The 25,898-nt window shown below is 62.2% G+C and carries 23 protein-coding genes; 9 read left to right on the plus strand and 14 right to left on the minus strand.

The annotated features are described in order from the left end of the window. Positions 1–6: 6 nt before the first annotated feature. Positions 7–1,599: a cytochrome c oxidase subunit I gene (gene ctaD / locus AB7M32_RS04945; RefSeq protein WP_072411169.1), complete on the minus strand. Its 1,593-nt coding sequence runs from the start codon at positions 1,597–1,599 to the stop codon at positions 7–9. Positions 1,600–1,681: 82 nt separating this feature from the next. Beyond that, positions 1,682–2,809 (minus strand): cytochrome c oxidase subunit II, encoded by a 1,128-nt coding sequence (gene coxB, locus AB7M32_RS04950; RefSeq protein ID WP_454249251.1) that lies wholly within the window; start codon positions 2,807–2,809, stop codon positions 1,682–1,684. Positions 2,810–3,182: 373 nt separating this feature from the next. On the opposite strand from coxB, the gene AB7M32_RS04955 reads away from it, so the two are divergent. Further along, positions 3,183–3,833: a hypothetical protein gene (locus AB7M32_RS04955; RefSeq protein ID WP_025211149.1), complete on the plus strand. Its 651-nt coding sequence runs from the start codon at positions 3,183–3,185 to the stop codon at positions 3,831–3,833. Positions 3,834–4,227: 394 nt separating this feature from the next. Here the strand turns inward: AB7M32_RS04955 and AB7M32_RS04960 are convergent, their stop codons facing one another. The 3 genes from AB7M32_RS04960 to AB7M32_RS04970 all read right to left on the minus strand — a co-directional run bounded on the left by AB7M32_RS04960 (position 4,228) and on the right by AB7M32_RS04970 (position 7,840). Then, positions 4,228–5,757 carry a SulP family inorganic anion transporter gene (locus tag AB7M32_RS04960; protein WP_454249252.1) on the minus strand — a complete coding sequence of 510 codons (1,530 nt, stop codon included), beginning with the start codon at positions 5,755–5,757 and terminating at the stop codon, positions 4,228–4,230. 88 nt (positions 5,758–5,845) lie between these two features. Further along, positions 5,846–6,577 (minus strand): carbonic anhydrase, encoded by a 732-nt coding sequence (locus AB7M32_RS04965; protein WP_060739823.1) that lies wholly within the window; start codon positions 6,575–6,577, stop codon positions 5,846–5,848. A 204-nt stretch (positions 6,578–6,781) separates the two neighbouring features. Then, positions 6,782–7,840, minus strand: coding sequence for a PA0069 family radical SAM protein (locus AB7M32_RS04970; protein ID WP_454249253.1), 1,059 nt, complete (start codon positions 7,838–7,840; stop codon positions 6,782–6,784). Positions 7,841–8,022: 182 nt separating this feature from the next. Here AB7M32_RS04970 and AB7M32_RS04975 point away from each other — a divergent pair, with 182 nt between their 5' ends. Beyond that, on the plus strand, positions 8,023–8,703 hold the full coding sequence (locus AB7M32_RS04975) for a phosphatase domain-containing protein (RefSeq protein ID WP_454249254.1): 681 nt from the start codon (positions 8,023–8,025) through the stop codon (positions 8,701–8,703). On the opposite strand, the gene AB7M32_RS04980 is transcribed toward AB7M32_RS04975, so the two are convergent. The 3 genes from AB7M32_RS04980 to prlC all read right to left on the minus strand — a co-directional run bounded on the left by AB7M32_RS04980 (position 8,645) and on the right by prlC (position 13,138). Further along, entirely contained in the window at positions 8,645–10,696 is a 2,052-nt protein-coding gene (locus AB7M32_RS04980) for a M3 family metallopeptidase (RefSeq protein WP_454249255.1), read from the minus strand. The genes AB7M32_RS04975 and AB7M32_RS04980 overlap by 59 nt on opposite strands. A gap of 115 nt (positions 10,697–10,811) precedes the next feature. Beyond that, positions 10,812–11,090, minus strand: a complete 279-nt coding sequence (locus AB7M32_RS04985; protein WP_092204877.1) for a YheV family putative zinc ribbon protein — start codon at positions 11,088–11,090, stop codon at positions 10,812–10,814. Further along, positions 11,087–13,138, minus strand: coding sequence for an oligopeptidase A (gene prlC / locus AB7M32_RS04990; RefSeq protein WP_454249256.1), 2,052 nt, complete (start codon positions 13,136–13,138; stop codon positions 11,087–11,089). Before prlC ends, AB7M32_RS04985 begins: the two co-directional genes overlap by 4 nt. A 99-nt stretch (positions 13,139–13,237) precedes the next feature. On the opposite strand from prlC, the gene AB7M32_RS04995 reads away from it, so the two are divergent. Further along, positions 13,238–13,783 (plus strand): gamma carbonic anhydrase family protein, encoded by a 546-nt coding sequence (locus AB7M32_RS04995; protein ID WP_454249257.1) that lies wholly within the window; start codon positions 13,238–13,240, stop codon positions 13,781–13,783. 28 nt (positions 13,784–13,811) lie between these two features. Further along, positions 13,812–14,462, plus strand: a complete 651-nt coding sequence (locus AB7M32_RS05000; protein ID WP_060739818.1) for an HAD family hydrolase — start codon at positions 13,812–13,814, stop codon at positions 14,460–14,462. 184 nt (positions 14,463–14,646) lie between these two features. Here AB7M32_RS05000 and AB7M32_RS05005 read toward each other — a convergent pair whose 3' ends face one another. The 4 genes from AB7M32_RS05005 to aspA form a co-directional block, all read right to left on the minus strand. Next, entirely contained in the window at positions 14,647–15,639 is a 993-nt protein-coding gene (locus AB7M32_RS05005) for an AraC family transcriptional regulator (protein ID WP_454249258.1), read from the minus strand. 184 nt (positions 15,640–15,823) lie between these two features. Beyond that, on the minus strand, positions 15,824–16,828 hold the full coding sequence (locus tag AB7M32_RS05010) for an asparaginase (RefSeq protein WP_454249259.1): 1,005 nt from the start codon (positions 16,826–16,828) through the stop codon (positions 15,824–15,826). Positions 16,829–16,963: 135 nt separating this feature from the next. Next, positions 16,964–18,415, minus strand: a complete 1,452-nt coding sequence (locus AB7M32_RS05015; RefSeq protein ID WP_072411186.1) for an alanine/glycine:cation symporter family protein — start codon at positions 18,413–18,415, stop codon at positions 16,964–16,966. Between the two features lie 488 nt (positions 18,416–18,903). Continuing rightward, positions 18,904–20,328, minus strand: a complete 1,425-nt coding sequence (gene aspA / locus AB7M32_RS05020) for an aspartate ammonia-lyase (protein WP_003196363.1) — start codon at positions 20,326–20,328, stop codon at positions 18,904–18,906. 180 nt (positions 20,329–20,508) lie between these two features. Between aspA and AB7M32_RS05025 the strand changes: the two genes are divergently transcribed. The 5 genes from AB7M32_RS05025 (at position 20,509) to AB7M32_RS05045 (ending at position 24,324) form a co-directional block, all read left to right on the plus strand. After that, positions 20,509–21,426 carry a LysR substrate-binding domain-containing protein gene (locus tag AB7M32_RS05025; RefSeq protein ID WP_092167681.1) on the plus strand — a complete coding sequence of 306 codons (918 nt, stop codon included), beginning with the start codon at positions 20,509–20,511 and terminating at the stop codon, positions 21,424–21,426. Between the two features lie 333 nt (positions 21,427–21,759). Then, complete coding sequence (gene purE / locus AB7M32_RS05030) at positions 21,760–22,251, plus strand: 5-(carboxyamino)imidazole ribonucleotide mutase (RefSeq protein ID WP_003196369.1); 492 nt, start codon at positions 21,760–21,762, stop codon at positions 22,249–22,251. Positions 22,252–22,263: 12 nt separating this feature from the next. Continuing rightward, entirely contained in the window at positions 22,264–23,349 is a 1,086-nt protein-coding gene (locus tag AB7M32_RS05035) for a 5-(carboxyamino)imidazole ribonucleotide synthase (protein ID WP_454249260.1), read from the plus strand. A 103-nt stretch (positions 23,350–23,452) separates the two neighbouring features. Further along, the gene (locus AB7M32_RS05040; RefSeq protein WP_003187057.1) at positions 23,453–23,698 is read left to right on the plus strand and encodes a GlsB/YeaQ/YmgE family stress response membrane protein; all 246 of its coding nucleotides are present in this window, start codon (positions 23,453–23,455) and stop codon (positions 23,696–23,698) included. Positions 23,699–23,787: 89 nt separating this feature from the next. Beyond that, positions 23,788–24,324, plus strand: coding sequence for a DUF3299 domain-containing protein (locus AB7M32_RS05045; RefSeq protein ID WP_072411192.1), 537 nt, complete (start codon positions 23,788–23,790; stop codon positions 24,322–24,324). A gap of 132 nt (positions 24,325–24,456) precedes the next feature. On the opposite strand, the gene AB7M32_RS05050 is transcribed toward AB7M32_RS05045, so the two are convergent. Beyond that, the gene (locus AB7M32_RS05050) at positions 24,457–25,356 is read right to left on the minus strand and encodes a D-hexose-6-phosphate mutarotase (RefSeq protein WP_454249261.1); all 900 of its coding nucleotides are present in this window, start codon (positions 25,354–25,356) and stop codon (positions 24,457–24,459) included. Positions 25,357–25,413: 57 nt separating this feature from the next. After that, complete coding sequence (locus tag AB7M32_RS05055) at positions 25,414–25,818, minus strand: acyl-CoA thioesterase (protein WP_003177184.1); 405 nt, start codon at positions 25,816–25,818, stop codon at positions 25,414–25,416. Positions 25,819–25,898: the final 80 nt, after the last annotated feature.

Below are 25,898 nucleotides of genomic sequence, written 5' to 3' on the forward strand. Positions count from 1 at the left end.
TGTCATCTATTTCACTTCCGGCGGCGTGGTAAAGGTGTGATACGGCGCCGGCGACGGCACGCTCCACTCCAGCCCTTCGGCCCCATCCCACGGCTTGGCCGGTGCCGGCTCGCCGCCACGGATGGTCTTGATCACGATGAACAGGAAGAAGATCTGCGTGGTGCCGAACATGAACGCGCCGATGGACGAGACCATGTTGAAGTCGGCGAACTGCAGGTTGTAGTCGGGAATCCGCCGGGGCATGCCCGCCAGCCCGACGAAGTGCATCGGGAAGAACGCCATGTTCATGCCAATGAAGGACAGCCAGAAGTGCAGTTTGCCGAGGGTTTCGTCGTACATGTGGCCGGTCCATTTCGGCAGCCAGTAGTAGGCCGAGGCGAAGATCCCGAAGATCGCGCCGGGCACCAGCACATAGTGGAAGTGCGCCACCACGAAGTAGGTGTCCTGGTACTGGAAGTCCGCCGGGGCGATGGCCAGCATCAGCCCGGAGAAACCGCCGATGGAAAACAGGATCACGAACGCCACGGCAAACAGCATTGGCGTCTCGAAGGTCAGCGAGCCTTGCCACATGGTGCTGGCCCAGTTGAACACCTTCACCCCGGTGGGCACGGCGATCAGCAGGGTGGCGTACATGAAGAACAGCTCGCCCACCAGCGGAATGCCCACCACGAACATGTGGTGCGCCCAGACGATGAACGACAGGAACGCGATGGCGGCCGTGGCGTAGACCATCGAGGTGTAGCCGAACAACGGCTTGCGCGAGAAGGCCGGGATGATCGAGCTGACGGCACCGAAGGCCGGCAGGATCATGATGTACACCTCGGGGTGGCCGAAGAACCAGAACACGTGCTGGAACAGCACCGGGTCACCGCCACCGGCGGCACTGAAGAAGCTGGTGCCGAAGTGGATGTCCATCAGCATCATCGTCACGCAGCCGGCCAGCACCGGCATCACCGCGATCAGCAGGAACGCGGTGATCAGCCAGGTCCAGACGAACAGCGGCATTTTCATCAGGGTCATGCCGGGGGCGCGCAGGTTGAGGATGGTGGCGACCACGTTGATCGCGCCCATGATCGAGCTGATGCCCATCAGGTGGATGGCGAAGATGAAGAACGTCACGCTTTCCGGCGCATAGGTGGTGGACAGCGGGGCATAGAAGGTCCAGCCGAAGTTCGGCCCGCCCCCCGGGGTGAACAGCGTCGACACCAGCATCAGGAACGCGGCCGGCAACAGCCAGAAGCTGAAGTTGTTCATCCGTGGCAGGGCCATGTCCGGCGCACCGATCATCAACGGGATCATCCAGTTGGCAAGGCCGACGAACGCCGGCATCACCGCGCCGAAGACCATCACCAGGCCGTGCATGGTGGTCATCTGGTTGAAGAATTCCGGCTGCACGATCTGCAGGCCGGGCTGGAACAGCTCGGCGCGGATCACCATGGCGAACGAGCCGCCCAGCAGGAACATCGAGAAGGCGAACCACAGGTACAGCGTGCCGATATCCTTGTGGTTGGTGGTCAGCACCCAGCGCATCAGGCCCTTGGCGGGGCCGTGGGCGTGGTCGGCGCCGGCATGACCGTGGTCATCGATCACAGCACTCATGTCCTGTCTCCTTCGAACGAGTGGGCTGGACGGTGCGGGGCGGTAAGCCCCGACCGGTTACGGGAACACACGTCAGGCCGGCTCATTTGCTTTCCGCCTGTTTGAGTTCCAGCACTTCTTTCGGCGTCACCATGTCGCCCTTGTTGTTGCCCCAGGCGTTGCGTTCATAGGTCACGACCGCGGCGATATCGACTTCCGACAGCTGCTTGCCGAACGCGGCCATGGAGGTGCCGGGCTTGCCGTGGAAGACGAGGCTCAGGTGATCAGCCTTGGGCCCGGTGGCGATTTTCGATCCCTTGAGCGCCGGGAACATCGGTGGCAGACCCTGCCCTTCGGCCTGGTGACAGGCCACGCAGGTGGTGTGGTAGACCTTGTCGCCACGTTCCTTGAGTTCTTCGAGCGTCCATTCCTTGCTGGTCAGCTCTTTAAGTTGCGCGGCTTCGGCCTTGCGTTCGCCCAGCCATTTCTCGTAGTCGGGCTTGCTCTTGACCTCCACCACGATGGGCATGAAGCCATGGTCCTTGCCACACAGTTCGGCGCATTGGCCGCGGTACAGGCCGGGCTTGTCGACACGGGTCCAGGCTTCGTTGACGAACCCGGGGATCGCATCGCGCTTGACCGCGAAGGCCGGCACCCACCAGGAGTGGATCACGTCGGCGGAGGTCACCAGGAAGCGCACCTTGGCATCGACCGGCAGCACCAGCGGCTTGTCGACCTCCAGCAGGTAATGCTCGCCCTTGGCGCTCTGGTTATGGATCTGTTCGGCGGGGGTGGCCAGGTTGCTGAAGAACTCGACGTCCTGGCCCAGGTACTTGTAGTGCCACTTCCATTGATAGCCAGTGATCTGGATATCGATGTCCGACTCGCTGGAGTCGTACATCTTGATCAGGGTGGCGGTGGCGGGAATCGCCATCAGCACCAGGATCAGGAAGGGCACGATGGTCCAGAGGATTTCAACGCGGGTGTTTTCGTGGAAGTGCGCGGCATTCTGGCCGGTTGAGCGGCGGTGCATCATCATCGACCAGAACATGGCGCCGAAGACGATGATGCCGATGACCACACAGATCCAGAAGATGGTCATGTGCAGGTCGAACACTGCGTTGCTGATCTGTGTCGCTCCAGGCGCCATATTCACAGTCCAGGCCGCTTGTGCCTGGCTGAAAATCGACCACAACAGGAGGCCCATCCATACGTGTGGATGTCGCGTCATTGCGGGTTCCCCTTATCGTTCTTGTTATCCCGTAGGCGTAAAGCCTGCGGCAAGGGATCGGCTACTTCAGACTACCAACTTGAACCGCCGCGCCTTGCTGCACATGCAATCGGGTGTCATCAGCTAACTCCATTCCAAACCGAGTATAGACAGCACCTGCAACCTCGCAACGCGATGGCGTAAATCGTTTGAAACAGCCGGGGCTTGCGCTAGAGCCCACGAATGGAGAAGGATGCGAACTAAGTGATGGCAAACCGATATAACTGCGACGCAGCAAGGATGAGGCGGTTATGAAAAATAGGTCTTAGGAGTGTTTTTGGGCCAGCTAAGTTATGTCTTCCCTATTTCTTTGCCTTTGTTTCCTGGAGTTGTCATGAACACCGCCGCATTGCGCGAGCAGATCCAAAAAGCCCAACAACACGAAGCCGAGACCGGTCAGTTGACTCGTCAGTTGACGGCCCAACTGCCGAACCTGCACCGAGCCATTCAATTGCCGGACGCGAACGCCAACGACGTCCTGGCGCGTTTTGTCGCCGCCTACATTGATGAGGTACCCGACCTGCTGGATGCAGCCAATGATGTCGCCAGGGAGGCGGGTATCGAGTCGCAGATCAAACCGGTACTGAAGATTGCCGAACAGTACTTCCTTCAGCCGCCGACCATCATGGCCGGGCATGTCGGGCTCGACAGCCTTCTGGACGAAGCCTACCTGGCACATCGGTTCGTCGAAGAGGTCAACGATCTGTACATCAAGCATTTCGGCCAGCCATTGATCCCCTTGGACATGACGGTCGCCAACCTGATCGCCCACCAGTTGATCGGTGAGGCATTTGCCAACCAACTCGATGAAGTGGTCCATCACACGTTCGATGAGATGCTCAACGACGAGACGTTTGCATTGGAGTCGGTAGAAACCTACCGCGAGAAGCTCAGCAGCCCGGAAACCGGCGCGGCCTGGAAGCGCTGGCCGTGCATGTCCCGTCGTCTGGGCGTGGGCCTGGAGCTGGATCAGCCGGCGGCTTGATCCATCAGGACAACTTAAAACCTTTGTGGGAGCGAGCTTGCTCGCGATGGCATTGCATCAGCAACATCACAGTTGACTGACACTATGCCTTCGCGAGCAAGCCCGCTCCCACATTGAATCCGGGGGTTCATAAAATAAGTGTCCAGCCACAGCCCACTGTGGGAGCGAGCTTGCTCGCGATTGCATTGGATCAGCAACATCACAGTTGACTGACACGCCGCCATCGCGAGCAAGCCCGCTCCCACATTGAATCCGGGTGGTTCATAAAGCATGTGTCCAGCAACAGCCCCCTGTGGGAGCGAGCTTGCTCGCGATTGCAATGGACCAGCAACATCACAGTTGGCTGATACACCGCTATCGCGAGCAAGCTCGTTCCCACAGGATTTCTTGGGTGTCAGGCAGACGCCGCGCCAACTCCCACGGTGGTGCGCAACCGCCCCTCCAACCTGCGCTTGAGCCCGCGGGATTCGATCAGCAGCTTCGAACCCTTGCTGGCATTCGCCCGGCCCCATTCTTCCAGCAACTCCAGGCACGAGTGGTCGATGTAGCTCAGGTTATTGAGCGGCACATGCACGGTCGCGCCGGTGGGTATGGTGTCCAGTACCTGGGTCAATGCCGGCACCTTGAGGAAGGTGGCGGCCCCGACCAGTCGCAGTTCCATCTCGCCTTCCTGGGGCAGGTCGATCAGGCTGATTTTCAGGCGTGAGGCTTTCCAGGCCAGTTTCGCCAGGGTCAGGCCGAAGCCGATCAGCACACCGGTCAGCAGGTCGGTGAAGATGATCGCCAGGGCCGTTGCGGCGTAGGTGAACATCGGCATCCGGCCATAACGACCCAGGCTGCGAAACGCCTTGAGGTCCACCAGTTTGAAACCGGTGTACACCAGCACACCCGCCAGGCTCGCCACCGGAATGCTTTGCAGCACGCTGGACAGCAACAATACGAACAGCAGCAACCACAGGCCGTGGAAAATCGTCGACATCCGTGTGGTAGCCCCGGCCTGGACGTTGGCCGAGCTGCGCACGATCACGCCGGTCATCGGCAGGGCGCCGAGCAGGCCGCAGAGCATGTTGCCGATACCTTGGGCCGACAGTTCCCGGTCGAAGTCCGCACGTTCACCGCTGTGCATGCGATCGACGGCGGCCGCTGACAGCAGGGTTTCGGCGCTGGCGATGAAAGCCACCGCGAATGCGGCGATCAGCAGCGTCGGGTCGGCCAGGTTCAGCAGGTCCGCCGGGCGCAGCCAATCAATGGCTTCGGCCATGTTCTCCGGCACTTCCACACGCTTGACCTGCAAGGCCAGCAGCAGGCTGGCGACGGTCGCCAGGCCGACACCCAGCAAGGCGCCAGGAATGAAGCGCAGACGGTGGGGGCGAAACTTTTCCCACAGCCACATCACCGCAATCGTCGACAGACCGAGCAGGCCCGCCTGCCAGCCGAAAGACGGCAAGGCCTGGGCCACCGCCGCCGGGAACGCCGCCAGGTTATCCAGCCCGGAGGGCTTGGGCGCGGCGTCGAGCATCACATGGACCTGGGACAGTATGATCAGCACGCCAATACCCGCGAGCATGCCGTACACCACGGCAGGCGCGGTGACCCGGAACCAGCAGCCCAGGCGAAAACGCCCGGCCAACAATTGCAGCAGACCGGCCAGCAACAGGATCGGCCCGAGCATTGCCACACCATGCTGGCGCACCAGTTCGAAGACCAAAACCGCCAAGCCGGCGGCCGGGCCACTGACTTGCAGCTTCGAGCCGGCCAGGAAACCCACCACCAAACCACCGATGATGCCGGTAATCAGGCCCTTGGCCGGCGGCAGGCCAGAGGCGATGGCGATGCCCATGCACAAAGGCAGGGCCACCAGAAACACAACCACCGAAGCCAACAGCTCCCGTGGCAGAACAGCTTTTAATTGAGCAGCACGCATGGCAACTCTCCCGAAGTTTTCTTCAGGCATGGCGAAGCCCTACCGCGCAAATGGCGGCAAGGCTTGAACCACACAAGTTTAAGAGTGGTTAGAAGCGCGCTTTGGGCGTCGCCACCGGTATCGGATGGCTGCCATCGAGCGGCAGGAAACGTCCCTGGTCCGCGTCAAAGGCTTTGATCTCGCTGGTCTCGATGTTGTACACCCAGCCATGGATGAACAACTGACCGCTGGCCATGCGCGACGCTACCGAGGGATGCGTTCGCAGATGCTGCAGCTGCGCGATCACATTCTCTTCGGTGAGGATGGGCATGGTCTGTTTTTCGTCGCCGCACGGACAGTTGTCATGGACCATGGTCTTGGCCACTTCGGCGTGGCGCAGCCAGGCCTTGACCGTGGGCATTTTTTCCAGGGTGTCGGGGTTGAGCACGGCACGCATGGCGCCGCAGTCGGAATGGCCACACACAATGATGTGTTGCACACCGAGGGCCAGCACGGCGTATTCGATGGCGGTGGAGACGCCGCCGTTCATCTGCCCGTAAGGCGGCACGACGTTGCCGACGTTACGGGTCACGAACAGGTCGCCGGGGGAGCTATGGGTGATCAACTCGGGCACGATGCGCGAATCGGCGCAGGTGATGAACATCGCCCGGGGCGCTTGGGCGGTGGCGAGTTTCTTGAAGAGTTCTTCCTGTTGCGGAAAGATCTCGTGATGGAAATGCAAAAAGCCGTCAACAATATGCTGCAGCGCTGCATCGGCGGTTTCCGCCTCGGGTTGGGCTGAAGCCGACGCAGCCAACGGCTGTTTATCCTTGTCACTCATGATTCATCCTCTTTTGACGGTATGACGCCAGTGGCTGGTTAAAATACGTCCAGGTCGGGGTGTTCGACCTGTCAGTCACTCGCTGAACAAGGTAGCGGCCGAAACTTAACTCAAACTGAAATCGAAGGCTCTAGGACAATGATTCCAGGGGTGGCGAAACGCTGGCGCAGATCATGTCCAGCGCCGTTCCAGGTTCAACTTTAATCAAATCAACGACATCTGTCGGCCCGGCGGACAGAAGGCATCGCAGTCAAGATTGTATCCGTCGCGGCGCTCCAGCCCCAGGCGCTTGAGTGCCTTGGCAAATCGCTGGGCCAGCAGGTCGGCGAACGGGCCTTCGCCGCGCATCCGCGCACCGAAGCGGCTGTCATACAGTTCGCCACCGCGGCTCTGGCGCACCAGGCTCAGCACGTGGGCGGCGCGTTGCGGGTAATGCGCCTGCAACCACTGCTCGAACAGCGGCGCGACTTCCAGCGGCAGGCGCAGCATGACGTAGGCGGCATTCTGCGCGCCGGCGGCGTGGGCTTCGGCCAGCAGGCTCTCGATCTCGCTGTCGTTGATCATCGGGATCATCGGTGCGCACAGCACCCCCACGGCGATCCCCGCCTCGCGCATGACCTTGATCGCCCGCAGCCGAGCCTTGGGTGCCGCCGCGCGGGGTTCGAGAATGCGCTTGAGTTCATCGTCCAGGGTGGTGAGGCTGATCATCACGTGCACCAGGCGTTGTTGCGCCAGCTCGGTCAGCAGGTCCAGGTCGCGCAGGATCAGCGAACCCTTGGTGACGATGGTCACCGGATGCCGATAACGCAGCAGCACCTCGAGAATCCGGCGGGTTATCCGTTGTTCGCGTTCGATAGGCTGATAGGGATCGGTGTTGGACCCCAGCGCGATCGGTGCGCATTGATAGCCGCGCCGGGACAATTGCTCTTCCAGCACATCGGCGGCATTGGTCTTGGCGATCAGCTTCGTTTCGAAATCCAGCCCCGGCGACAGGTCCCAATAGGCATGGCTGGGTCGTGCATAGCAGTAGATGCAGCCGTGCTCGCAGCCTCGGTACGGGTTGATCGAGCGGTCGAACGGGATATCGGACGAGGTGTTGCGGGTAATGATGGTCTTTGCCGTTTCGATGCGCACTTCGGTGCCCTGGGTTTGCGGGACTTCCTGATACCAGCCGTCATCTTCGGCCACCGAGCGGCTCGGGGCGAAGCGGTTATGCGGGTTGGTCGCGGTGCCGCGGCCGCGCGGTGGAAGGGTGGCTGGCATGGGAATACTCCGAAAGCTGTATGTGTATACAGTATTCGCTGTCTTCCATTAAGGCCAGTGCCATTCAGCAGCCCAAATACCGGATCGGCGTTCACAACGCTTTGACGTTCTCCTCACAGGCTTTTAACCGCAGCGAGCCGAGACTGAGCCTCTCGTGTTTCTTCACTTTCGGTCGTTCATGCATGCTCAAGTTCTGCTCCCGTTCGCTGCTCTGCCTGGCCTTGCTCACCGGGCTGGCCGAAGCGCCCGCCCAAGCGGCCGATTCCCCTGAGACGAGGCCCGCTGAATGGGCGCAGCCGGTGGAAAAGGACTACAACCTCTACCAGATGTCCCCCACGCTCTACCGCAGCTCCCTGCCGGACGGCGGGGCGGTGCCCTTGCTGACGAAGCTCAGGATCGGCACGGTCATCACCTTCCTGCCGGAGTCGGACAAGCGCTGGCTGTCCACCCCCGGCATCGAGCAGGTGCAGTTGCCCTATCGCACCAATCACGTCGATGACAGCGACATACTCAGGGCCTTGCGCGCCGTCCAGGCGGCCGAAGCCAAGGGGCCGGTGCTGATGCACTGCAAGCACGGCTCGGACCGCACCGGACTGGTGGCCGCCATGTACCGGGTGGTGGTCCAGGGCTGGAGCAAAGAAGACGCCCTGAACGAGATGACCGAAGGTGGCTTCGGTGACAGTCATCATTTCAAGGACGGGGTGCGCTACATGATGCAGGCCGACATCGACAAACTCCGCACGGCATTGGCGAACGGCGATTGCAGCACCAGCGTCTTTGCCCTTTGCTCCTTGGCAAGCTGGGTCAATTCAACGACGCCGGCGCAGCACCTCGACCCCCAGGTGGCGCTGCCGCGGCGTTGATCGGCGGCGTGCCGGTAAAGGTGGCGATGGATTCGGACAACGGTCGCAAGTCGCCCGGGGCAAAAATGGTTTCGCGCAGTGCCCGGCCTGTTGCCGGGTTGAACAGCCCGTCACGCTGGAATCGCTGGAATACTTTGGCGGCCAGTGCCTTCGACCAGGCATAGGCGTAGAGCCGCGCGCCATAGCCGGTCACCAGGTAGTCCAGGCCATTGGGCCAGCGCTCGTTCGCGGACACCGGCAAGTGCCCCACCTGCGCACTGGCTTGATCGAACACCTGCTGGACGGTCCGCCCGTCGCCGTGGGTGCGGTGCAGCTCCATATCGAATAACGCGTTGCGCAACAGGACGGCGGTTTCCCAACTGGCCTGGGTGCTGGCAAAGGTCAACACTTGGCCGGCGACCTTGTCAGACATCGTCGCCCCGGTTTGATAGTGCCTGGAGACCCGCACCAGGCATTGCCTGGAGAAACACCATTGCTCGAACAACACCCCGGCAAATTCGGCGGTATCGCGGGACAGGCCAGAGATGCCCGACAGGTCACGGTATTCGGCGCGGGTCAGGACATGCTGCAGGCAATGGCCGAACTCATGGAAAAGAATGCGCAGTTGCAGATGATCGAGCAGGACCGGGTCCGCCCCTACGCTGCGCGGCAGCCAGGCATGCAGCGTCGCAATGGGGTGTCGCGGGCGTCCCTCCGCGGTGATGCGGCGGCTGCGCAGGGTGGTGGTATTGGGGTAACCGTCTCGGCTTGCATCCGAAAACGGATCGAAATAGAGGTAGCCAATGACCGCTCCCCATTCGCTGACTTCGAAAAGGCGCACATCCGGGTGCCAGGTCGCCACGTCATGTCGCTCGGCGAAGCTCACCCCGAACAGCTCCGTGGCCATCAGCAGTAGCTGTGCGAAGGTGGATTCCAAGGGGAACCAGACGCTCAGCGCTTGCTTGGAAAGGCCCGCTGCCTGCTGGCGGAGTTGATTCGCCAGGTAGGGGTAATCCCACGGCTGGAGTTCGTCGAAACCCTGTTGCGTGGCGAAGGCCTTGAGCTGGCGTGCGTCCCGCTCGAAAGCGCCGTGCTGTCGTTTGAGTTGGGCCCGCAGGAAAGCCAGGACTTCTTCGGTGGACACGGCTTGCTCGGGCTCGATCGCCATTTGAGCGAAATCCGAATAGCCCAGGGCGGTGGCGTACCGATGACGGTCTTCCAACAACTGCCTGAGGATGTCGCTGTTGTCGAAATGGCCCGCCTGGGGGCCCTGGTCCGATGCGCGGGTGCTGTAGGCCTCGTACATTTGCTGACGGAGGGCGCGGTTGTCGGCGTATTGAGTGACGGCGCCAAAGGCTTCCTCGCTGAGCGTCAGCAACCATCCCGTGCGCCCGGCATCGCGTGCCCGCTGGGCCATCTGTTGTTTGAAGCGCGACGGCAGGCCGCTCAGCGGAGCTTCATCGTCAAACGCTTTGCTCCAGGCCTGATTGGCCATGTGCAGGTTCTCCAGGAATAACCCCTGGAGTTCGTCGATGCGCAACTTCAACAGATTCAGGTCGGCCGACAGGTGCCCTGCCGACCTGTTCTGGTGAAACTGGCCGAGGATTTTTTTCAGGACCCGTTTGCGAGCCGGGGCGAAATGCTTGGCGATCTGGCTGTCTGCCAAGCGCTGGTAAAGCGTGAACAGTGTGGGGTGTTGTTTGAGTTCAACCTGGAAGTCATGCAGCCGTTCAGTGCACGCCAGGGAAGCTTGCGCCCAGGCCGCCCCTGGCCTGGTCGTGGTCAGGAGATGCAGCAGGTAGCCGAAGCTCTCCAGGCGCCCATGGATTTCGTCCATGGCCAGCACCAGGTCATCCCAGGTGGGAAAGGGGGTCTGGGTCTTGATGATGTCGGCCACTTGAGCGCGACTTTCCACCAGGATCCGGTCAAGGGCCGGGGAGAAATGCCGGGCCTGGATGTGGGCAAACGGGGGCAGGTCATAGGCCTGCAACAGCGGATTGTCATCGTCGAGCATGGGAACCTTCCTGTCAGTCTGTACTGGTGGACAGTCTGTGAAGGAAGGGCCCGGGCCCGGCGGTAAATATGTATCGCTTCCGGGCCGGGCGGCCCGGAAGGTGATGCCGCAGATGTCAGTCGGTCTTTTTCTTCAACTTGGGGTTGGGGAAAAACTGCACCGCCTGGACCTTGGCGTCCGGCACCTTGGGCGCCGGTGTGTTCACACGGGTGCCCAATTCCTTGGGCACCGACAGGCCTTGTTCGTTGAGCGTGTCGGAATAGCCGCAGGCCACGCATTCGCGGTGCGGCACGCCGTCTTCGTTCCACATCATCAACTTGTCCGGCTCACTGCACGCCGGGCAGACCGCCCCGGCTATGAAGCGTCGTTTGGTAATCACAGGCCCCTCACTCATGCTGCCGCGTCCTCGGTCAGGCCGCTATGGCGCAAGAGTGCGTCAATCGACGGCTCACGGCCACGGAAGTCGACGAACAGCACCATCGGTTCCTGGGAGCCGCCACGGGCCAGGATCGCCTCACGGAAGGCACGCCCGGTGGCTGCGTTGAGCACGCCGTCCTCTTCGAACTTGGAGAACGCATCGGCCGACAGCACTTCCGCCCACTTGTAGCTGTAGTAGCCCGCTGCGTACCCGCCGGCGAAGATGTGGGCGAAGCTGTTGGGGAAGCGGTTGTAGGCCGGTGGGCGCATGACCGATACCTCGTCGCGCACGCCTTCGAGCACTTGCAGCACGTTGCGGCCGTCGCCGTGGGTGGCGTGCAGCTCGAAGTCGAACAGCGAGAACTCCAGTTGACGAACCATCATCAGGCCGGACTGGAAGTTTTTCGCCGCGAGCATTTTTTCCAGCAGGTCCTGGGGCAGTGGTTCGCCGGTTTCGTAGTGGCCGGAAATCAGCGCCAGGCCTTCGGGCTCCCAGCACCAGTTCTCCATGAACTGGCTCGGCAGTTCCACCGCATCCCAGGCCACGCCGTTGATGCCGGACACGCCAGCGTGTTCGACGCGGGTCAGCAGGTGATGCAGGCCATGGCCGAACTCGTGGAACAGGGTGGTGACTTCATCGTGGGTCAACAGCGCTGGCTTGCCGCTGTCGGCCGGGGTGAAGTTGCACACCAGGTTGGCCACCGGGCTTTGCAGGACACCCTCGAAGGTGCGACGACGGTCGCGGGCGCCGTCCATCCAGGCGCCGCCACGCTTGTTGGCGCGGGCATAGAGGTCGAAGAAGAAGCGGCCGACGTGCTGGCCGTTTTCCTTGATTTCGAACAGGCGCACGTCCGGGTGCCAGCTGTCGAAGCCTTTCAGTTCGGCGATCTCGATGCCGTAGAGACGCTGGACGATGGCGAACAGGCCGCTCAGGACCTTGTCGATCGGGAAGTAGGCGCGCAGGGCTTCCTGGGCCACGCTGTAACGTTGCTGGCGCAGTTTTTCACCGTAGAAACCGCTGTCCCAGCTTTGCAGGTCGGGGCAGCCCTGTTCGGCGGCGAAGGCTTTCAACTGTTCCAGATCCAAGGCGGCGAACGGTTTGCTGCGCTTGGCCAGGTCACGCAGGAAACTGAGGACCTGATCGCTGGATTCGGCCATCTTGGTCGCCAGGCTCAACTCGGCGAAGTTGGCGAAACCGAGCAATTGGGCCAGTTCCTGGCGCAGGTCGAGGATCTGTTCCATCACCGGGCCGTTGTCGTTCTGGCCGGCGTTCGGGCCCTGGTCCGAGGCGCGGGTGCAGTAGGCGGCGTAGACTTCTTCACGCAGGGCGCGGTCTTCGGCGTAGGTCATCACCGCGTAATAGCTGGGGAATTCCAGGTTGATCAGCCAGCCGTCCAGCTCTTTGGCCTGGGCGGCCGCGGCCATTTGCGCCTTGGCCGAGTCGGTCAGGCCGGCGAGGGCAGCCTCGTCGGTGACGTGCTTGGTCCACGCCTGCGTCGCGTCCAGCAGCTGATTGGAGAAGCGGCTGCCCAGTTCGGACAGTTTGCTCTGCACCTCGGCGTAGCGCTTCTGCTGCTCGGGCGGCAGGTCGATGCCCGACAGGCGGAAATCACGCAGGGAATGTTCCAGGATGGTTTTCTGCGCCACGTCGAAACCGGCAGCCTCCGGGCTGTTCGCCAGGGCTTCGAAAGCCTGGAACAGCTCGCGGTTCTGGCCCAGTTCGGTGGAGTAGGCACTCAGCGCTGACAGGCAGGCCTCGTAGGCTTCGCGCAGTTCCGGGCTGTTGCGCACGGCGTTCAAATGACTGACCGGGCTCCAGGCGGCGCCCAGGCGATCATTGAGCTCGTCCATCGCCAATACCAGGCCGGCCCAGGTAGGCTGCTGGACTTGGGTCTTGAGGATTTCGGCGATGGCCGCACGGTTATCAGCCAGGATCTGCTCGATGGCCGGTTGCACGTGCTCGGCACGGATCGCCGAGAATGGCGGCAGGTCATAGGGCTGCAAAAGAGGGTTGTTCACGCTCACGGTCGACACCTTGGCTGGAAGAAACATCGCCCCATCTTAATTACAATCGGCGTTCACCGCAGCTAGCAGCGCCTATCACCGGATAAGAGAGAGCCTATCGTGACCCTTCGCACGTACCAGAACCACAGCCCGCGGCTCGCCCGTGGCGCTTTTGTCGACAGCACCGCGGTGGTGATCGGCGACGTCGAAATCGGCGAAGACAGCTCCGTCTGGCCGCTGACGGTCATTCGCGGCGACATGCACCGCATCCGTATCGGTGCGCGGACCAGTGTCCAGGATGGTTGCGTGCTGCACATCACCCACGCCGGGCCTTTCAATCCGGATGGCTTCCCATTGCTGATCGGCGACGACGTGACCATCGCCCACAAGGTCATGCTCCATGGTTGCTCGGTGGGCTGCCGGATCCTGATCGGCATGGGCAGCATCGTCATGGATGGCGCCGTGGTCGAAGACGATGTGATCATCGGTGCCGGCAGCCTGGTACCGCCAGGCAAGCGCCTGGAAAGCGGCTTTTTGTACGTGGGCAGCCCGGTGAAACAGGTTCGGCCGCTGACGGACAAGGAACGCGCATTTTTCACCTACAGCGCGGCGAACTACGTGAAGCTCAAGGACCTGCATCTGGCCGAAGGTTACGACCAGGCCTGAATCGTCCCGCCATTGCCCAGGAAATTTCATGCATTACCAAACCGTACTCTTCGACCTCGACGGCACCCTCACCGACCCGCGCGAGGGCATCACCCGTTCGATCCAGTTCGCCCTGAGCAAATTGGGCATCGACGAGCCCGACCTCACCCGCCTCGAGCACTTTATCGGTCCACCGCTGTTGCAGGCCTTCATGCAGTTCTATGACTTCGACGAAGCCAAGGCCTGGGAAGCGGTGAATTTCTACCGTGAGCGCTTCAAGGTCACCGGCCTTTATGAGAACCGGGTCTTCGACGGCGTGATGCCGCTGCTGGAAACCTTGGGCGGCCAAGGGCGCCAGTTGTACATCGCCACTTCCAAACCCTGGGTCTTCGCCCGGGAAATCGCCCGCCACTTCGACTTCGCCCGGCACTTCAAGGTGATCTACGGCAGCGAACTGGACGGCACCCGTACCAACAAGGTCGAGCTGATCGCCCACCTGCTGGCCGAAGAAGGCCTCGACCCGGCCAGCACCCTGATGATCGGCGACCGCAAACACGACCTGATCGGCGCCCACAGCAATGGTCTGGATGCGGCAGCGGTCGGGTATGGATTTGGCAGCCACGAAGAACTCAGCACCGAGCGCCCGGCGTATCACTTCCAGACGGTGGAGGCGTTGCATCAGGCGTTTTTGCGGCGCTGACCGGGTCGTCATCGCGAGCAAGCTCGCTCCCACAGGGGGTGGGGCTGTTCGCAACATTTGTGAACAGTGGCAATCCTCTGTGGGAGCGAGCTTGCTCGCGATGGCGGCAGCACAGACACCCCCGGCCTCAAGGTGTAGCGGTATCCCAGTCCAAACGGGACTCGTTGCCTACCAGAGCGGCGATTCAGGCTCTGAACTGGCTGGGCGCCACGCCGCTCCAGCGCACGAAGGCATGGCGGAAGCTGGCGGTTTCGCTGAAGCCCAGTCGTTCGGCGATTCGATAGATCGGCAATTGGTCCTCGCAGAGCATCTGCTTGGCCCGCTCGAAGCGCAGTTCGTCCAGCAGTTCCTGGTAGCTGCAGCCCAGGTCCTTGAGGTGCCGGCGCAAGGTGCGCGCCGAGCAGTTCATCTGTTCGGCCAGGCCCTCCAGGCCGGGGGCGGCGTCCAGTTGTGTGTCGAGCAACTGGCGGATCCGCCCCAGCCAGGCTTGGCGTCCGGTGAATTCGGTGTTCTGCCGACGACAGCGTTCGGCCATGGCGTGATGGGTGATGGGGTCGGCCAGGGGCAAGGGTTGGTCGAGCCAGTGACGGTCGAAGGCGAAAGCGTTATCGCTGCTGTCGAAGCGTACCGGGCAGTCGAAGAGCGCGGTGTAGCGCGCCTGATAATCGGGCGCCGGGTGTTCGAAGCGCGCAGCGTGCAACGGCAGTGCATGGCCGAGGAGGTCGTTGCAGATCACCTTTAGCGAAACCATGCAGAACTCGGCGTTGAACACCGCCAGGGCCGGGTTCTCCCGATAGTCGTTGGCGCTGAACCAGATGTGTTCGCCATCGTCGTCCAGATTCAGCTCGTAGAGTGTTCCCAACAGCGCCGGGTAGCGCAGTGCCAGGCGCAAAGCGTCACCTAAGGTGGCACTGGTGAGCAAGGCATAGCCGAGCATGCCGTAGGACGAAACGTGCATGCGCAGGCCCAATTCCAGGCCGATGTCGCGCTTGAGGGCCACTGCGTTGGCGCAGACCTGCATCTCCTGGTTGGTGGTGATGCGCGTATCGGCCCGGCTCAGGTCCGCCGCGCTGATGCCGCTGCCGGCCAACAAGGCATCGCTGGGCAAGCCTTCGCTTTTAAAGGTGCTCAGTACCAGTGAGACGGCGTTGAGGGTGGTGAGGTGGGAGTGAAGCATGTCCGTTTCCAGCCTGGGGAAGCTGGAAACGGAGCAAGTTATATGCCGGATGAAAATCGGAAGCTCGACACAACACCCAGTGTGGGAGCGAGCTTGCTCGCGATGGCGGTGTGTCAGTCGCCGCTGAAGTTGACTGTCAGCCCGCTATCGCGAGCAAGCTCGCTCCCACAGGGATTGCCGGGTATCAGATAAGCTCGCCGCACAGATCCAGCTCTACCAGCCGCCGAACCTCTTGCACCGGCAGGCCCGCGCCGATCAACGCCTGCAATTTGCCGAACGCGGCCTCGCGGGTCATGCCGCCGCCGGACAGCACGCCGACGCCACGCAAGCGACTGCCGGCTTCATACACGTCCAGCTCGACGCCACCTTCGTGGCATTGGGTCACCGCTACGACCACCACGCCGCTGTCCCGCGCCCGCTCGAGGCTGGCGAGGAAGGCCGGGTTGTCGCTCGGCCCGGTGCCGCTGCCGTAGCATTCCAGGACCAGGCCCTGGATACCGCTGCCCAGCAGGCCATCGAGGATCTGCGCGCTGATGCCGGGAAACAGCGGCAGCGCCGCGATGTTCGCCAGTTGCTTGGGCTGGTTGTAGTTCAACTGCACTGGCAGGGTCGGCGCTGGGGTGCCGCCGCCCTGGCGTTCCAGGCGCTTGAACGGGTGGCGACCGAAGCTGCGCACCTTCGCGCAACGGGTCGGCGCCAGCAGCTCACCGTGGAAGTACAAGTGCACGCCCGGCGCCAAGCCCTGGCCGAGGGCGACCAGGGCGCCGCTGAGGTTTTCCCAAGCGTCGCTGTCGGCCACGCCGGCGGGCAACATCGAGCCGGTGAAGCAGACCCGCGCATGCAGGCCCAGCAGTTGGAAGCTCATCGCCGCCGCGCTGTAGGCCAGGGTGTCGGTGCCGTGCAGGATCAGTACGCTGTCGCAGCCCTGCACGTCCACGGCATCGACCACCGCTTCGCGCAGTTGCTGCCAATAGGCTGGGGTCATGTTGGCGCTGTCGATCAACGGCGACATTTCCCGGAAGCGCCATTGCGGCACGACGAGTTCGGGTTGGCTGTGCAGGTAATCGCGCATCCGTGCTTCGAAACCGGATGCCGGGGCCAGGCCGTGGGCGCTGGCCTGCATGCCGATGGTGCCGCCGGTATAGAGCACCATGACGTGCTGGGCGGCAGGGTAGGTCGAGGAATTCATGGTTGTTCTCCGAGGACGAAAACGGCAGCTTGGGTCAGCCGCCACAACATAAGGCCGAGCATGACGCCGACCTTAGGTTGTGTCACGCCGGACGCAGGGGATGCGTCCGGTTTTTTCCAGACAGCTTGTTACCGATCAGCGTTGCGCTGCGGTCACGCCAGCCGAAGCGGCGTCAGGCTGGGCAACAGGTGCCGACGGGTTGGCAGGCCAGGCCTTGCGGTCCAGGTCCAGGTCCGGGAACTTGCTGGAGTCGAAGACCGGAACCTTGATGCCGGCCGAACGCTGGTCATCGTAGTCACGCAGGATGCGCATGCCGACCTTGAACAGCAGGAACAGCGCGATCAGGTTCACGAACGCCAGCAGGGTCATGGTGATGTCGGCGAAGGCGAACACGGTGCCGAGGTTTTCGATGGCGCCCCAGAAAATCAGGACCAGGACCAGCGCGCGGTAGCCCATCAGGACCTTGCGATTGTCACCGATCATGAAGCGCAGGTTGTTCTCGCCCAGGTAGTAGTTGTAGAGGATCGAGGTGAACACGAACAACGACAGGGCCACGGAGATGAATATCCGGCCCCAGTCACCCACGACGGCTGCCAGGGAGTTCTGGGTCAGGGCAATGCCGTCGCCTTCGAAGCCCGGGGTGTAGAAACCCGACAGCAGGATCAGCAACGCGGTGCAGGTGCAGATCACGAAGGTGTCCAGGAACACGCTGAACGCCTGGACCACGCCCTGGGCGACCGGGTGCTCGACCGACGCGACGGCGGCGACGTTAGGCGCACTGCCCAGGCCGGCTTCGTTGGCGAATACGCCACGCTTGACGCCCATGACGATGGCGCTGCCGATCAGGCCGCCGAAAGCTTGGTCCAGACCGAAGGCGCTCTTGACGATGGTCGCCAGCATGCCCGGTACATGTTCGAACTGCAGCACGATCACATAGAGGGTCACGGCGATGTACGCCAGGGTCTTGACCGGTACCAGCAGGTCGGCAACCTTGGCGATGCGCTTGATGCCGCCGATGAACACCAGGCCCAGCAGCACCGCCAGGCCGAGGCCGGTATAGGTGGTGTCAAAGCCGAAAGCGTTGTTCAGGGAATGGGTCACCGCGTGGGCTTGCAGGCCGTTGAAGGCGAAGCCGAAGGTGACCAGCAGCAGGAACGCCATGATCATGCCCAACCAGCGTTTCTGCAGGCCATGCTGGATGTAATAGGACGGGCCGCCACGGTACTGGCCTTCGGAGTCGCAGCGCTTGTAGAGCTGGCCGAGGGAGCACTCGAAGAAGCTGCTGGACATACCGACCAGGGCGGTTACCCACATCCAGAACACCGCACCGGGGCCGCCGAGGGTCACGGCGATGCCGACACCGGCGATGTTGCCCGCGCCGACACGGCCGGCCAGGCTGAGCATCAGGGCCTGGAAGGAACTGAGCTGGTCAGTGCTGCTTTTCAGGCTGTCACGGAACACCGTGAACATGTGGAAGAAGTGACGGAACTGGACGAAACGCGAGCGGATCGTGAAGTAGCCACCGAGCCCGACAATGAGCACGATCAGCACTTTCCCTGATAGGAAGTCGTTGATGACTTCGAGCATGAGTATTCCTCGCTGTTTTTTGTTTAAGCAAATGCTGGCCATTTGGAAACATCGCGTTACACCGGTCGGCGCGCGGCCCGACAGATGAGGCGAAGTTTCGTCCCGGTCCATTTTCGCGGGTTTGTTATTAGTTCGGTTTTCGCATGTTTAAGGGTCTCGTTGCGGACGACCGCTCATGCGAAGAGGGGCGGCACTATACCTATCAGTGCGGTGCCCGTCTGCACAGTTGTGGTGCGTCCGACGAAACGGACCCTTTGGAACACCTGGCCTTACGGTCAGGTTCTTGTGGGGGCGAGCCTGCTCGCGTTGGCTGGCGACACGGTTTACAACGGGCAGCGTGTCGTCGTTTATCGCGAGCAGGTTCCTTCCCACAGATTCGGTCATCTCTGGCTGCTATCCATTAAAAAAAGGGCTTGGGGAAGATCCCCAAGCCCTCAAAAGGTGAGAGGTGTCTAGTCCCTCGACCTGGTGAGCGGTGGCCGTGTCGATCACGCTTTGAGCGGGACCAGACGCGGAGCAATCATGTTTTCCGGGCGCAGGATGTCGTCGAGCATGGCGTCGTCGAGCAAGCCTTCTTCGCGCACCAGTTCCAGCACGCCGCGGCCACTTTCCAGGGCAACACGGGCGATGCGGGTGGCGTTTTCATAGCCGATGTACGGGTTCAGGGCGGTGACCAGGCCGATCGAGTGCTCGACCAGTTCACGGCAGCGCGCTTCGTTGGCGGTGATGCCGACGATGCAGTGCTCGCGCAGCATGTCCATGGCCCGTTGCAGCAGGCGGATCGAGTCGAAGATCTTGAAAGCGATCAGCGGCTCCATCACGTTCAGTTGCAGTTGGCCGCCTTCGGCCGCGATGGTCAGGGCCAGGTCGTTGCCGATGATTTGGAACGCCACCTGGTTGACCGCTTCCGGGATCACCGGGTTAACCTTGCCGGGCATGATCGAGCTGCCTGGCTGGCGGGCAGGCAGGTTGATTTCGTTGATGCCGGTGCGTGGGCCGCTGGACAGCAGGCGCAGGTCGTTGCAGATCTTCGACAGCTTGACCGCGGTGCGCTTGAGCATGCCGGAGAACAGCACGAAGGCGCCCATGTCGGAGGTGGCTTCGATCAGGTCGGCGGCCGGAACCAGCGGCTGGCCACTGATGGTCGCCAGGCGCTGTACGGCCAGGGCCTGGTAGCGCGGGTCGGCGTTGATGCCGGTGCCGATGGCGGTGCCGCCCAGGTTCACTTCGGTGAGCAGTTCAGGCGCCAGGGTTTTCAGGCGCGCCAGGTCTTCGCTCAGGGTGGTGGCGAAGGCGCGGAATTCCTGGCCGAGGGTCATCGGCACGGCATCCTGCAGCTGGGTGCGGCCCATTTTCAGGACGTGGCTGAACTCTTCGCCCTTGGCGGCGAACGCCTGGATCAGGCTGTCGAGGCTGGCCAGCAACGCGTCGTGACCCAGCAGCAGACCCAGGCGGATCGCGGTCGGGTAGGCGTCGTTGGTGGACTGCGCCATGTTCACGTCGTTGTTGGGGTGCAGGTACTGGTACTCGCCTTTCTGGTGACCCATGGCCTCCAGCGCGATGTTGGCGATGACTTCGTTGGCATTCATGTTGGTCGACGTGCCGGCGCCGCCCTGGATCATGTCCACCACGAACTCTTCGTGGAAGTCGCCGCGGATCAATCGTGCACAGGCTTCGCTGATGGCGGCGTGCTTGGCTTCGCTGAGCTGCCCCAGTTCGCGGTTGGCGTCGGCGGCGGCCTGTTTGACCATTGCCAGACCGACCACCAGCTTGGGGTAATGCGAGATCGGGACGCCGGAGAGACGGAAGTTGTTTACCGCTCGTAGGGTCTGGATGCCGTAATACGCTTGCGCTGGTACTTCGAGTACGCCAAGCAGGTCTTTTTCTGTGCGGAATGATGCAGCGGAGGACATGACGGAAATCATCTCGATAAGGACCCGGTCTGAGCCGGAACGCTGTGGATCCTAGGCTCTGAGGAAAAATAGGGCCAATGCTGTTAAACACTGGCCTATGCATATTCGGCATAATGCCGGTGTGACGCCGACGGTGCGGCGAACGTGTGACCTGTTTTGGTGCGTGTAGGGGAGGACGTGATGAATCTTGAAAGCAAGTGGCTTGAGGACTTCAGTGCCCTGGCCGCGACCCGCAGTTTCTCCCAGGCGGCCGAGCGGCGTTTCGTGACACAACCGGCATTCAGCCGGCGAATTCGCAGCCTTGAGGCCGCGCTGGGGCTGACCCTGGTCAACCGTTCCCGTACGCCCGTCGAGCTGACGGCGGCGGGGCAGTTGTTCCTGGTGACGGCGCGTACGGTGGTGGAGCAATTGGGCGAAGTGCTGCGTCATTTGCATCACTTGGAAGGCGGGCAGGGCGAAGTCATCCAGGTGGCCGCCGCCCACTCCCTGGCGCTGGGTTTCTTCCCACGCTGGATCGCGCAACTGCGCAACGAAGGGATGAACATCGCCACGCGGCTGGTGGCGACCAACGTCGGCGACGCTGTCCACGCCCTGCGTGAAGGTGGCTGCGATTTGATGCTGGCCTTCTACGATCCGGATTCGGCCATGCAAATGGACCCGGAGATCTTCCCGTCACTGCACCTGGGCCAGACCGAAATGCTCCCGGTGTGCGCCGCCGATGCCAGCGGCAACCCGCTGTTCGACCTTGAAGGCGAATCCAGCGTGCCGCTGCTGGCCTACAGCGCCGGGGCGTTCCTGGGGCGTTCGGTCAACCAGTTGTTGCGCCAGCGGGCGCTGCGGTTTACCACGATCTACGAGACGGCCATGGCCGACAGCCTGAAAAGCATGGCCTTGGAAGGCCTGGGCATCGCCTGGGTGCCGCACCTGAGCGTACGCGCCGAATTGGCCCGGGGCGAACTGGTGATCTGCGGTGGCACACAATGGCACGTGCCCCTGGAGATCCGCCTGTACCGCTGCGCCCTGGTGCGCAAGGCCAATGTGCGGTTGCTGTGGCGCAAGCTCGAAGGCGGCGCGGCGCAGGGCGCCATCGGATCCTGAAAACGACGCAGAGCCCTTGTGGGAGCGAGCTTGCTCGCGATGGCGACCTGACATTCACCGTTGCATTGACTGACCTGCCGCTATCGCGAGCAAGCTCGCTCCCACAGGGGATTTATGCTGTTCCCTCGCTGACCTGCGAGTCAATAAAACCGCCACTTCAGCCCAAATGACAGATGGTCGGCGAAAGTGCGTTTAACGCACCATTTTCGGTATACTGCCCGGCCTTCGGTCGGTTCGCCCGGCCATCATTCGTACAACAAGCCACGCCGGTTTCCTGCGTGGCTTGTTGTTTTTTGACGCGCCTGCGGGCGCCCAGAGAGAAGAGGCACGACGATGAGTGCACTGGTTGGCGTGATCATGGGCTCCAAGTCCGATTGGTCCACCCTTAGCCACACCGCCGATATGCTGGAAAAGCTCGGCATCCCTTACGAGGTGAAAGTGGTCTCTGCCCACCGTACCCCGGACCTGCTGTTCCAGTACGCCGAAGAGGCCGAGGCACGTGGCATCGAGGTGATCATCGCCGGTGCCGGTGGCGCGGCCCACTTGCCGGGCATGTGCGCGGCCAAGACCCACCTGCCGGTGCTGGGCGTGCCGGTCCAGTCGTCGATGCTCTCGGGCGTCGACTCGTTGCTGTCGATCGTGCAGATGCCGGCCGGTATCCCGGTCGCGACCCTGGCCATCGGCAAGGCCGGCGCGATCAACGCGGCCCTGCTGTCGGCGAGCATCCTGGGCGCCAAGCATCCACAGTTCCATACCGTGCTGAAAAAATTCCGCGCTGAGCAGACAGACAGCGTCCTGGACAATCCAGACCCACGCATTGCCTGAGGTTGTTGACGAATGAAGATCGGTGTAATCGGTGGCGGCCAGTTGGGTCGCATGTTGGCCCTGGCAGGTACGCCGCTGGGGATGAACTTCGCTTTCCTGGACCCGGCGCCTGACGCCTGTGCCGCGGCGCTGGGTGAACACCTGCGGGCCGACTACGGCGACCAGGATCACCTGCGCCAATTGGCCGATGAAGTCGACCTGGTGACCTTCGAATTCGAAAGCGTCCCGGCCGAAACCGTGGCCTTCCTGTCCCAGTTCGTCCCGGTCTACCCGAGCGCCGAAGCCTTGCGGATCGCCCGTGACCGCTGGTTCGAAAAGAACATGTTCAAGGACCTGGGCATCCCCACGCCGGCCTTCGCCGACATCCAGTCCCAGGCCGACCTGGACGCCGCGGTTGCCGCCATCGGCCTGCCCGCCGTGCTCAAGACCCGTACCCTGGGTTACGACGGCAAGGGCCAGAAAGTCTTGCGCAAGCCTGACGACGTGGTCGGTACGTTTGCCGAGCTTGGCAGCGTGGCCTGCCTGCTGGAAGGTTTCGTGCCGTTCACCGGGGAAGTCTCGCTGATCGCCGTGCGTGCCCGCGACGGTGAAATCCGCTTCTATCCGCTGGTGCACAACACCCACAAGGACGGCATCCTCAAGCTGTCCGTCGCCAGCACCGATCATCCGTTGCAGGCCCTGGCCGAGGACTACTCCAGCCGGGTGCTCAAGCAACTGGACTATGTCGGCGTGATGGCGTTCGAGTTCTTCGAAGTGGACGGCGGCCTCAAGGCCAACGAAATCGCCCCGCGGGTACACAACTCCGGACACTGGACCACCGAGGGCGCCGAGTGCAGCCAGTTCGAAAACCACCTGCGGGCGGTGGCCGGGCTGCCGCTGGGGTCGACCGCCAAGGTCGGTGAAAGCGCGATGCTCAATTTCATCGGCAAAGTCCCGGACAGCGACAAGGTCCTGGCGATTGCCGACTGCCATTTGCATCACTATGGCAAGGCGTTCAAGGTCGGGCGCAAGGTCGGTCACGCCAACTTGCGCTGCGCTGACCGGGCCACGCTGGCCCAGCAGATCATCAAGGTCGAGACGCTGATCGCCGAGCAATAATCTGGAACGACGGTGGAACCATTCGTCGGCTAATCTCTCTCATGGCTAAGTGCCAAAGCCTGACCGGGCTTTGGTTTAGCGACTCAATGAGAGGGGAAATGCCATGGGAATCATCGGAACCATCTTTATCGGCTTGATCGTAGGCCTGCTGGCGCGCTTCCTGAAACCGGGCGATGACAGCATGGGCTGGATCATGACCATCCTGCTCGGTATCGGCGGTTCGTTGGCAGCCACTTACGGCGGCCAGGCCCTGGGCATCTACCAGGCCGGTCAAGGCGCAGGTTTCATCGGTGCCCTGGTGGGCGCGATCGTGTTGCTGGTGATCTACGGCCTGATCAAAAGAAACTGATCCAAATGCAGCAAGGCCCTCTCCGCGTGGCGAGCAGAGGGGGCTAGAATGCTCGGCGTTTCACTTTTCATTCATTGCCGAGCCCTTTCATGCGCCGTCTAGTATTGACCCTTCTTCTGCTGGGCAGTGGCCTGGCCCATGCCGCCGAGCTGCCGGAAACCGACTGGCTCGAATTGATGCCCAAGTCGGACCAGAAAGCCCTCGAGGCCATGCCCGAGATCGACCACAACTCCCCGGAAGCCAACGGCACCTTCACCGAAAAAGGCGGCCTGAAACAAAGCAAGGGCTTGCCGGCGGTGATGTACTCGACCAAGACCGTGGCGGCGATGAACGATAAGCACATCCGCATCGGCGGTTACCCGGTGCCGCTGGAAACCGACGCGAAGGGCCGCAGTACGCTGTTTTTCCTGGTGCCCTACCCTGGCGCCTGCATCCACGTCCCGCCACCGCCGCCTAACCAACTGGTGCTGGTGCGCTATCCCAAGGGTCTGAAGCTCGACGACATCTACACGCCACTCTGGGTGACGGGCACGCTGAAGATCGAAAAGGTCGACAACGACCTGGCGAGTGCGGCGTATGCGCTGGACGCGGAGAAGGTGAGGGTGGTGCAGGAGGCGGATTTATAGGTGTCAGTAAATTTGGCATGGATCTAATGTGGAGCGAGCTTGCTCGCGATAGCGGACCGACAGACAACATCTGCGTTGACTGATACACCGCTATCGCGAGCAAGCTCGCTCCCACAGGTTTTTTGTGTTGGCTCAGAGCGGCTTGCTGCGGATGCTCACGCCAAGGGTATGGCTGGCCTCGGGCAACAACGTCACCACATCGTCCATCACATTCGCCGTCTCGATGCACAACATGCGCTGCCAGCCATCGTCAGCCATGTCGCTGAAGGCCTTGGCGCGTTCGGTCCAGGGATTCCAGATCACCGCCGAGCGCGAACCGCTGCTGGTCAGTTCGATCCGTCGTGCCCAGTGCGGGTCGATGATGCTCAGCGTCGGTGGGGTATCGAGGTAGATGCGGTCGGTCTCGCTGGCAAACTTCAGGTCGCCGGCCTGGGTGTGGGTGTTCCAGTCGTCCAGGGTCTCGATGTAGCTCAAGCCATCCACTCCTTCGACCTGCACGTTGCGCACGTCGCTCACGGCGAAGTAGCTGTGCAGCGCCTGGCTGAGGCTGACGGTTTCGCTGCCACGGTTATGACTGGTGAGGCGGATGTGCAATTGCTCGTCCATCACGATGGTCAGCGTCAGGTCCACCTGGTGAGGCCAGCCCGAGAGGCCGTTTTCAGGGTAGGGCAGCACGAATTCCACCTTGAGGCTTTCGCCTTCGGTTTCGATGCCCTTCAACTCCCAATCCATCGCCCGTACCAGGCCATGGGCCGTGGCCGGGTCATTGGTCACGCGCATGGCCTGTACGCTGTCGGGGTTGCGGGTCAGGTTGCCGAACCACGGCCAGCACACCGGCACGCCCGCGCGGATGCTTTTGCCGGCCTTGAACGTGGCCTGGTCGTTGAGCCAGATCAGTGGCGGCTGGCCGTCCACTTGATAACTGAGGATGTGCGCGCCTTGCTGGGCCACCAGCAACTCGGCCTGACCGTGATGGATACGCCAGGCGTTCAGTTCATCCAGTTTGACCGCTTCGACATTGGGCGTAGGCATGTTGCAAATCTCGCTCGGGAACAGGGACTGCAATGGACCGCAAAACGGCCGTCGTGTTTAACGGGCGCGCGGCGGAACCGAGCGGGTACGACCGCTGCCGTCGATGGCGACAAAGACAAAGACCGCTTCGGTCACCTTGCGCCATTCACTGGACAGCGGGTCGTCGCTCCAGACCTCGACCATCATCTGGATCGAGCTGCGGCCGATTTCCAGCGCCTGGGTATAGAACGACAGCTGCGCACCCACCGCCACCGGCACCAGGAACGCCATGCGATCGATCGCCACGGTGGCCACGCGTCCACCGGCCACTTTGCTGGCCATGGCGGTGCCGGCCAGGTCCATCTGGGACACCAGCCAGCCACCGAAAATATCGCCGAAGCCGTTGGTCTCGCGAGGGAGCGCGGTGATTTGCAGGGCCAGGTCGCCTTGCGGGATTGGATCTTCTTGTTCGAGCTCTATCATGCCGGGGGGGCCTCTGACCCGTAACGCTGTCTGGTACTTCAGGTGAATAGCCGTCTTTGAAAAAAACGATTCAGCCCGAA

This window comes from Pseudomonas sp. R151218B TE3479 (assembly GCF_053629195.1).

Bases quoted from the DNA above. Each gene is read 5' to 3' on its own strand.
- AB7M32_RS05055 (WP_003177184.1), bottom strand. From the start codon at position 25,818: ATGATAGAGCTCGAACAAGAAGATCCAATCCCGCAAGGCGACCTGGCC.
- AB7M32_RS05005 (WP_454249258.1), bottom strand. From the start codon at position 15,639: ATGCTTCACTCCCACCTCACCACCCTCAACGCCGTCTCACTGGTACTG.
- AB7M32_RS05000 (WP_060739818.1), top strand. From the start codon at position 13,812: ATGCATTACCAAACCGTACTCTTCGACCTCGACGGCACCCTCACCGAC.
- AB7M32_RS05035 (WP_454249260.1), top strand. From the start codon at position 22,264: ATGAAGATCGGTGTAATCGGTGGCGGCCAGTTGGGTCGCATGTTGGCC.
- AB7M32_RS05015 (WP_072411186.1), bottom strand. From the start codon at position 18,415: ATGCTCGAAGTCATCAACGACTTCCTATCAGGGAAAGTGCTGATCGTG.
- AB7M32_RS05010 (WP_454249259.1), bottom strand. From the start codon at position 16,828: ATGAATTCCTCGACCTACCCTGCCGCCCAGCACGTCATGGTGCTCTAT.
- AB7M32_RS05050 (WP_454249261.1), bottom strand. From the start codon at position 25,356: ATGCCTACGCCCAATGTCGAAGCGGTCAAACTGGATGAACTGAACGCC.
- AB7M32_RS04960 (WP_454249252.1), bottom strand. From the start codon at position 5,757: ATGCGTGCTGCTCAATTAAAAGCTGTTCTGCCACGGGAGCTGTTGGCT.
- AB7M32_RS05040 (WP_003187057.1), top strand. From the start codon at position 23,453: ATGGGAATCATCGGAACCATCTTTATCGGCTTGATCGTAGGCCTGCTG.
- aspA (WP_003196363.1), bottom strand. From the start codon at position 20,328: ATGTCCTCCGCTGCATCATTCCGCACAGAAAAAGACCTGCTTGGCGTA.
- AB7M32_RS04980 (WP_454249255.1), bottom strand. From the start codon at position 10,696: ATGCTCGACGATGACAATCCGCTGTTGCAGGCCTATGACCTGCCCCCG.
- AB7M32_RS04985 (WP_092204877.1), bottom strand. From the start codon at position 11,090: ATGAGTGAGGGGCCTGTGATTACCAAACGACGCTTCATAGCCGGGGCG.
- AB7M32_RS05045 (WP_072411192.1), top strand. From the start codon at position 23,788: ATGCGCCGTCTAGTATTGACCCTTCTTCTGCTGGGCAGTGGCCTGGCC.
- AB7M32_RS04955 (WP_025211149.1), top strand. From the start codon at position 3,183: ATGAACACCGCCGCATTGCGCGAGCAGATCCAAAAAGCCCAACAACAC.
- AB7M32_RS04975 (WP_454249254.1), top strand. From the start codon at position 8,023: ATGCTCAAGTTCTGCTCCCGTTCGCTGCTCTGCCTGGCCTTGCTCACC.
- AB7M32_RS04970 (WP_454249253.1), bottom strand. From the start codon at position 7,840: ATGCCAGCCACCCTTCCACCGCGCGGCCGCGGCACCGCGACCAACCCG.
- coxB (WP_454249251.1), bottom strand. From the start codon at position 2,809: ATGACGCGACATCCACACGTATGGATGGGCCTCCTGTTGTGGTCGATT.
- AB7M32_RS05025 (WP_092167681.1), top strand. From the start codon at position 20,509: ATGAATCTTGAAAGCAAGTGGCTTGAGGACTTCAGTGCCCTGGCCGCG.
- ctaD (WP_072411169.1), bottom strand. From the start codon at position 1,599: ATGAGTGCTGTGATCGATGACCACGGTCATGCCGGCGCCGACCACGCC.
- purE (WP_003196369.1), top strand. From the start codon at position 21,760: ATGAGTGCACTGGTTGGCGTGATCATGGGCTCCAAGTCCGATTGGTCC.
- AB7M32_RS04965 (WP_060739823.1), bottom strand. From the start codon at position 6,577: ATGAGTGACAAGGATAAACAGCCGTTGGCTGCGTCGGCTTCAGCCCAA.